At 63.9% G+C, this 7,101-nt stretch carries 5 protein-coding genes; all 5 read right to left on the bottom strand.

Annotated elements, in window-relative coordinates; genetic code table 11:
* Nucleotides 1-382 precede the first annotated feature (382 nt).
* On the bottom strand, nucleotides 383-2,515 hold the full coding sequence (locus CO655_RS28180; RefSeq protein ID WP_097667523.1) for a beta-galactosidase: 2,133 nt from the start codon (nucleotides 2,513-2,515) through the stop codon (nucleotides 383-385).
* A gap of 13 nt (nucleotides 2,516-2,528) precedes the next feature.
* Nucleotides 2,529-3,674 (bottom strand): sn-glycerol-3-phosphate ABC transporter ATP-binding protein UgpC, encoded by a 1,146-nt coding sequence (gene ugpC, locus CO655_RS28175; RefSeq protein ID WP_097667522.1) that lies wholly within the window; start codon nucleotides 3,672-3,674, stop codon nucleotides 2,529-2,531.
* 37 nt (nucleotides 3,675-3,711) lie between these two features.
* Nucleotides 3,712-4,563: a carbohydrate ABC transporter permease gene (locus tag CO655_RS28170; protein WP_097667521.1), complete on the bottom strand. Its 852-nt coding sequence runs from the start codon at nucleotides 4,561-4,563 to the stop codon at nucleotides 3,712-3,714.
* On the bottom strand, nucleotides 4,563-5,447 hold the full coding sequence (locus tag CO655_RS28165; RefSeq protein ID WP_097667520.1) for a sugar ABC transporter permease: 885 nt from the start codon (nucleotides 5,445-5,447) through the stop codon (nucleotides 4,563-4,565). Before CO655_RS28165 ends, CO655_RS28170 begins: the two co-directional genes overlap by 1 nt.
* A 229-nt stretch (nucleotides 5,448-5,676) precedes the next feature.
* On the bottom strand, nucleotides 5,677-6,963 hold the full coding sequence (locus CO655_RS28160) for an ABC transporter substrate-binding protein (protein WP_097667519.1): 1,287 nt from the start codon (nucleotides 6,961-6,963) through the stop codon (nucleotides 5,677-5,679).
* Between the last annotated feature and the right edge of the window lie 138 nt (nucleotides 6,964-7,101).

Genomic DNA, 7,101 nt, shown 5'->3' with positions numbered 1-7,101 from the left:
ACCTTGGAGCGAGCCGCAACAACACGGTTGCTGAGGTACCCCGCAGAGGCCCCGAAGGACGAGCGGGCGCTTAAAGTGCATTGTCCGCTGTTTGGTCGGAGGCAGGCGCTATATCGGTCGGACTTATGTAAGCGCCGGCGTGCCGTGTGGCCCCCTCATCCGACCCTGCGGGCCACCTTCTCCCCGCTGGGGAGAAGAGGGAGCAAGGCGCGCCGAAACTGCCCAAATGAACCGGCCTGCTCAAGGACACTCCGTTCAATAGGATCGATGGCGAAGCTGCATTCTCCCTCTCGTCTCCCCAGCGGGGAGAAGGTGGCCCGCAGGGTCGGATGAGGGGGCCACACGGCACATCTTATACTATCAGCGTCCTATGCGCCGCCCCTCACCCCTCCAACTCAACAATCGCACAGCCATAGCCGCCAAGCTCGAGCGTGCCCCTCACCGGCCTCTCCCCATCCAGCAGATCCCGCCCGGCCGGCACGCCGCCGATCGATGCGGGCTGGTCGGTGTAATTCTGCACGAAGAGCAACTGCCGCTCGTCGTTCATCCGCATCGTCACCTCGACGCCTTCGGGCAGGCCGCCCACCAGCGGCTCGATGCCGGCTTGCGGGAACAGGCGTTCGGTCAGCGCGTCGGTCAGCTCCGGCGTCAGGTAGGTGCCGAGATAGACCACCTGCCCCTTGCCAACCTTGCGGGAAGTCGCCATCGGCTGGCCTTCGGCGTAGCGGTTGGACCAGGCGGCGATGATCTCGACGTCGGGCTCGATGGTGAGGTTTTCGTAGAAATGGCCGGCGGGCAGTTCGCGGTTGCCGATCTTGAAGCGGCGCTGGCGGCGGTGGGATTCGGCCGGTTTGTTCGGCGGGATGACGAGGCCGCCGGAGCGTTCCATCACGTCGAACAGGCCATTGGCGCCGGGGGCGGCCAGGCGGCCGAAATCCTCGACGCGTACGCCGGTGAGCTTGGAAAGTGCGGTGCCCGGCGCGGTTTCGCGGATGACGTGGTTGTCTTGCGTGCGGGTGCCGGTGCGCGCGCCGATGACGACGGTGCCGCCGGAGGCCGCGAAGGCTTCGAGCCTCGCCGTCCACTCGTCCTTCCACATCACCCAGTGGGGGACGTAGAAGAGCTTCAGCCTGGAGAGATCGTCCTCGGGATGGATGAAGCCGCAGGCGATGCCGCGGTCGTAGCAATATTGGTGCATGAGGATCGCATCGTCCTGCGGGCTCGGCAGGCCGATCGGATAGGTCTTGTGGGCTTCCTGATTGTCGAAATCGGAGCCGGCGATGCCGACATCCATGCGCACATAGGTGCCGAGGATCTTGGGTTGCAGCGCGATCATCTCGGCGGCGAAGCGCCTGGCCTCCTCATAGCGGTGGCGGCCGATATCGTCATGGTCGATGATGCCCATCCAGTAGATTTCGGCGCCGAAATGGGCCGGCCGCCAGCGGAAGAACATCAGGCCGTCGGCCCCGTGTGCGACCGAGGAAAGCGCCATGCGGCGCAGCTCCCCCGGCTCCGGCGTCAGCGTGCAGAAGCCCGGCTGGCTGCCGAAGCCCGATTGCTGCTCGGGCACGATGTAATTGCCGGAGAAGCCGCGGCAGATATCGAGATGCAGCGCCTGCACCTTGGCGTGGTTGCCGAGCCGCATGAACTCGTCATAGAGCATCGGATAGATGTCGTAGCCGACGAAATCGAGATCCTTGCTGAACTGGCCGCGGAAATCGATATCTCGCAAGCCGCCGAGATTGTGGAAGACGAACCAGGAGGGTTTGACCGCGCGCAGGATCTCCACCTGATCGTGCTGGAAGCGCGCCGTCGAGAAGGCGAGGAAGCGGTGGTAGTCCTGCAGGTGGCCGGGGCTCGGGAAGGTCGGGCCGAATTCGATCGGCAGCACCACCTGGTCGAAGCTGTCATAGGCCGTCGCCCAGAAATCGCCGCCCCAGGCCTGGTTGAGCCTGGCGATCTCGCCGTATTGATCGGCAAGGAACAGCTGGAACTCGCTGAGTGTCGCCTTGGAGAAGCTCTCCGGCATGCTGGTGTTGAGCTCATTGTCGGTCTGCCAGCCGACGACGAAAGGGTTGTCGCGGTAGTGCTCGGCCATCGCCTTGGTGATGCGCTTGCTGTGCTCGCGGAAGACCGGGCTTGCGGTGTCGCAATGCTGGCGCGAGCCGTGACTCATCGGCCGGCCCTTGCCGTCGACCCTTAAAATTTCAGGGTGGGCAGCGGTCAGCCAGCGCGGCGGCGTCGCCGTCGGCGTGCACATGATCGTATCGATGCCGTGGCGGCCAAGGATCGCGATGGCGCGGTCGAAGAGATCGAAATTGTAGGTGCCGAGCTTCGGCTCGAGAATGTGCCAGGCGAACTCGGCCATGCGCACCACATTGAAGCCGGCTTTCGCCATGCGCTCGACATCGCGCTCCCAATAGCTTTCGTCGACATGTTCGGGATAATGCGGGACGCCGACGAGAAAGCGGTCGGTCTTGACGGTGTTCCATACGGAGAGGGTCTTGTCGGACACGGGGTTGTCTTTCCTATTTGTCGAGGATGGTCTTGCGGGCACTGATCGTGCGGCCGCCATCGGGAGAGAAGAGATAGAGCTCGCGCGCATCGAGCTTCAGCGCCACCTTCTGGCCGGCGGCAAAGGGCGCGACGTAGCTGAGCTGGGCGGTGATGTTGCCGGTGCCGCTTTCCGACGCGATGGTGCTGAGACTGCCGGCATCGACATAGAGAATGGTCTCGCGGCCGAGATGCTCGACGAGGCGCACCTCGCCATGCACCGCGCCGCTCTCGCTGCCCTCGGCCACCACCGAGATCGCCTCCGGGCGCACGCCGAGCGTCAGGCCGGCGCCCTTGACCAGCGTCGCCGGCTGGGCGAGCTCCACCGTCAGCGGCGACAGGCCCGGCGCGGAAACGGTGACATCTCGGCCGGAGACGGCATCGACGGTGACGCCGAGGAAATTCATGCGCGGGGCGCCGAGGAAGCCGGCGACGAAGAGATTGTCGGGATTGCGGTAAAGCTCCAGCGGCGAGCCGACCTGCTCGATGATGCCCTGATTGAGCACGACGATGCGGCTTGCCATGGTCATCGCCTCCACCTGGTCGTGGGTGACGTAGACCATGGTGGCGCCGAGCTCGGCATGCAGGCTGCTGAGCTCGACCCGCATCTGGGTTCTGAGCGCCGCATCGAGGTTCGACAGCGGCTCGTCGAACAGGAAAACCTCGGGCGAGCGGGTGATCGCCCGGCCGATCGCCACGCGCTGGCGCTGGCCGCCGGAAAGCTGCTTCGGCCGTTTGTCGAGCTGGTCGCTGATCCTCAGGATCTTGGCGGCGCGGGCGACCGCGGCATCGATCTCGGCCTTCGGCCGCTTGGCCATGCGCAGGCCAAAGCCCATGTTTTCGGCCACCGTCATATGCGGATAAAGCGCGTAGGACTGAAAGACCATGGCGATGCCGCGATCGCCGGGCTCCTGCCGTGTCACATCGCGGCCGTTGATGACGATCTGGCCCGAGGAAATCGTCTCCAGGCCGGCGATGGATTTGAGCAGCGTGGACTTGCCGCAGCCGGAGGGCCCGACCATGACGATGAACTCGCCTTGCGCGACCGTGAGATCGATGCCGCGCAGCGCATGATAGGCGCCGTAATTCTTGTTGATCTCTCGGAGTTCGAGACTGGTCATATCCTGGCCCTCTCTTGTTGAAACGGAAGACGCCGGCTCATCCCTTCACCGCGCCCATGGTGAGGCCGGCGATGAAGTGCCGCTGCATCAGGAAGAACATCACGACGGGCGGCACGGCGACGATGATCGTGCCTGCCGAAACCAGGTTCCAGGCCGAGACCCATTCGCCGCGCAGATTGGCAAGGCCGGCAGTGACCGGCTTGACGCTGTCGCTGACGGTCAGCACCACGGCCCAGAAATAATCGTTCCAGACGAAGGTGAAGATCAGGATGGCAAGCGCCGCAAGCGCCGGCCTGACCAGCGGGATCACCACATGGATGAGCGTCTGGAAGGGCGAGGCGCCTTCGGCGCGGGCCGCCTGGAACAGCTCGTCCGGCAGGGCCGCGATGAAATTGCGCATGAAGAGTGTCGCAAAACCGGTCTGGAAGGCGACGTGGAAGATGATCAGCGCCACCGTCGTATCGATCAGGTCGAGCCGCACCATCAGGTCGCGCACCGGGATCATCATGATCTGGTGCGGCAGGAAGTTGCCGCCGACGAAGAGCGCGAAGATCAGCATGTTGCCGCGAAAGCGGTAGCGCGACAGCACGAAGCCCGCGAGGGTCGACAGCGTCAGCACGCCGATCACCGAGGGGATGGTGATGATCAGGCTGTTCAGGAAATAGCGCGCCATCGGCGTGTCGGTGAAGACGGCCCGGTAATTGTCGATGAGGCCGATCTCGGTCGGCCAGCCCCAGAGATTGCCGCCCATCACATCAGCCGTCGAGCGGAAAGAAGTGAGGATGATCGCAAAGAGCGGGCAGAGCCAGAGGATGAGCACGAGGACGACGGTTAAGACATAGAGCCGGCGCTGCCAGATCGCGCTTTCGGGAATGGGACGAGGATACATCAGCCTCCCCTCTCTTCGCTGCGGATGATGTGGGTGAGATACCAGGCGATGAAGACGGCCATGATCACGAAGAGCACCGAGGCGATCGCCGCGCCGTAGCCGAAGCGGTAGGAGAAGATCGACTGCTCGTACATCTGGTAGGCAAGCACCGAGGAGGATCCGAACGGCCCGCCCGATGTCATCACCGAGATCATGTCGAAGGAGCGAAGCGCGCCGACGACTGTGACGGCAATGGCGATGAAGGTGACCTGCGTCAGCTGCGGCAGCACGATGTGGCGCAGCATGTTCCAGCCCCTGGCGCCATCGACGCGCCCTGCCCCGATCAGCTCTTCGCTCAGATTGTTGAGACCGGCGAGATAAAGCACCATGCAGAAGGTGATCTGCGGCCAGAGGGCGGCGATGACGATGGCGAAGGTGACGAAATGCTCGTCGGAAAGCACGGCCGGCGCCACCGCGCCGAAGGCTCGGAAGATCAGCGCCAGCAGCCCGAACTCCGGCGTATAGACCCAGGTGAAGACGACGCCGACGGTGACGGACGCAAGCACCAGCGGAATGAAGAACAGCGACTTCAGGAAGCGCATGCCGGCGATCTTCTGGTTGACCAAGAGCGCAATGGCGAGCCCGATCGGCGGTGCGGCCATGAACATCACGAGCCAGATCAGATTGTTCTTCAGCGACACGTAGAATTGCGGATCGCTGTAGAGCTCGACGTAATTGCCGAGCCCGATCCACACCATCGGCCCGAACCCGTCCCATTCGTGAAAGCTGATCCAGACGCTCCTGACCGCCGAGAGCAGGATGACGGTGAAGAACAGCGCGATACCAGGCGCGATGAGCAAAGTCGGGGTAAGCCACCAACGCTGGCGGCGCCATAATGTCTGCATCTTGAGAACCTTGTTTACGACAGGAGCAAGCGGCGAAGCGTGCCCTCATCCGCCTGCCCACGTGGGGCTGCCCCTCATCCGGCTGCCGCCACCTTCTCCCCGCGCGCGGGGCGAAGGGAACAAGGCGCAACCTCTCGCTTCCCCGCTCACCTCTCGCAGGGCACGTCCCCTCTCCCCGCAAGCGGGGAGAGGGTTAGGGTGAGGGGCAAACGCCAAACACGTTCCGGACCTAGATCTTATAAATCCGCTTCCGCGTCCCCTCGAGCCGCGTCAGGATGGCCTTGCGCCGGTCGGGCTTGGCCATGAACTCCTGGAAACCGACGAGGCCGGCCTGGGCCATGTCGGGGTCGCTGTCGCGGTCGTAATATTGCGAGGTGCCCTGCACCGTTTTCATCGTCTCGACGGCGACGTTGACGAGCGGATCCTTGCTCGGCGGCAGATCGTGGCGCGGCGGCACGTTGCCGCCCGGCTCCAGATAGGCCGCGAGGTTTTCCGGCCTGTAGAAATAGGCGAGGAAATCGCGCGCGCCCTGCTTATTCCTAGCCTTGGCGGGAATGTGGATCGAATTGACCGAGAACTCCTCGAAATGGCCGACCTTGGCGTCGAGCACCGGGAAGGTGGCATAGGCGAGCTGCGGCAGATCCGCTTCGGTGAAGGCCGAACGCAAGAAGGCGCCGAGGTTCATCATGCCGGCCTTCTTCTGCGCCAGAAGGGCTGCGGCCTCCTGCCAGCCGAAGGAGGTGTGGTTCGGCGTGAAGAAGCCCTTGCCGATCATCGCCTCCCACTGGTCGAAGACATCAGTCAGCGCCGGATCGAGATAGCTCATCTCGCCGTTCATCAGCGCCATGTGCTTGTCGAGGCCGTTGATGCGCAGGTTCATCTGGTCGAACCAGCCGGCCGAAGGCCACAATTCCTTGGTGCCGATCGCGATCGGCGTGATGCCGGCCGCCTTGCACTTGTCGCCATAGGCCATGAAGTCGTCGGCCGTCTTCGGCACCGTCAGGCCATGCTGCTCGAACACATCCTTGCGGTAGAACATGCCCCAGAGCGTGCCGCCGGTGGGGAGGCCGTATTGCTTGCCGTCCTCGGTGACGGCGCCGGCCGTCGCCCCCAGCACGTCCTTGTATTTTTCCTTCTCGAACAGGTCGGAAATATCGTCGAACAGGCCGCGCTTGACGAAGGCGCGCATGCGGTTGCCCGAAAACCAGGAGCAGACATCCGGCGCGCCGGCAACGAGATAGTTGCGGATCGCCGTCTTGTGCGCCTCGTGATCCATATTGTTGATGACGACGTTGACGCCGGATTCCTTGGTGAAGCCCGCCGCGATCGCCTTCAGCGCGTCGAGTGCCGCACCGTTGTTTTCGGCCGAGATCATCGTGACCTCCTGCGCCTGCGCGATCGCCGGGATCGGAAAGCCGCCGGTGGCCGCACCGGTGACCGCGGCCGCGGAAACAGCGCCCGCCCCTTTCAGGAAGCTTCTGCGGGTGGTTTCGGGAAATTGCTTCGAAAATGCCATTGAATTCCTCCCAGTTGATCGATCGACACCGCCCGGCCCAAGCGGCCCCCTCCTTGGAACGCGCTCGATCAGGCATTCAACGCGCCGGTCGCCCTGCGATGCCCGGCGTACATTCGCCCCGGCTTCAGTTGATCGGCG

Origin of the sequence: Rhizobium sp. M1 (genome assembly GCF_002531805.1) — a bacterium.
Classification (GTDB): Bacteria; Pseudomonadota; Alphaproteobacteria; order Rhizobiales; family Rhizobiaceae; genus Rhizobium; species Rhizobium etli_C.
This window is presented reverse-complemented; position numbering and strand designations above follow the sequence as displayed.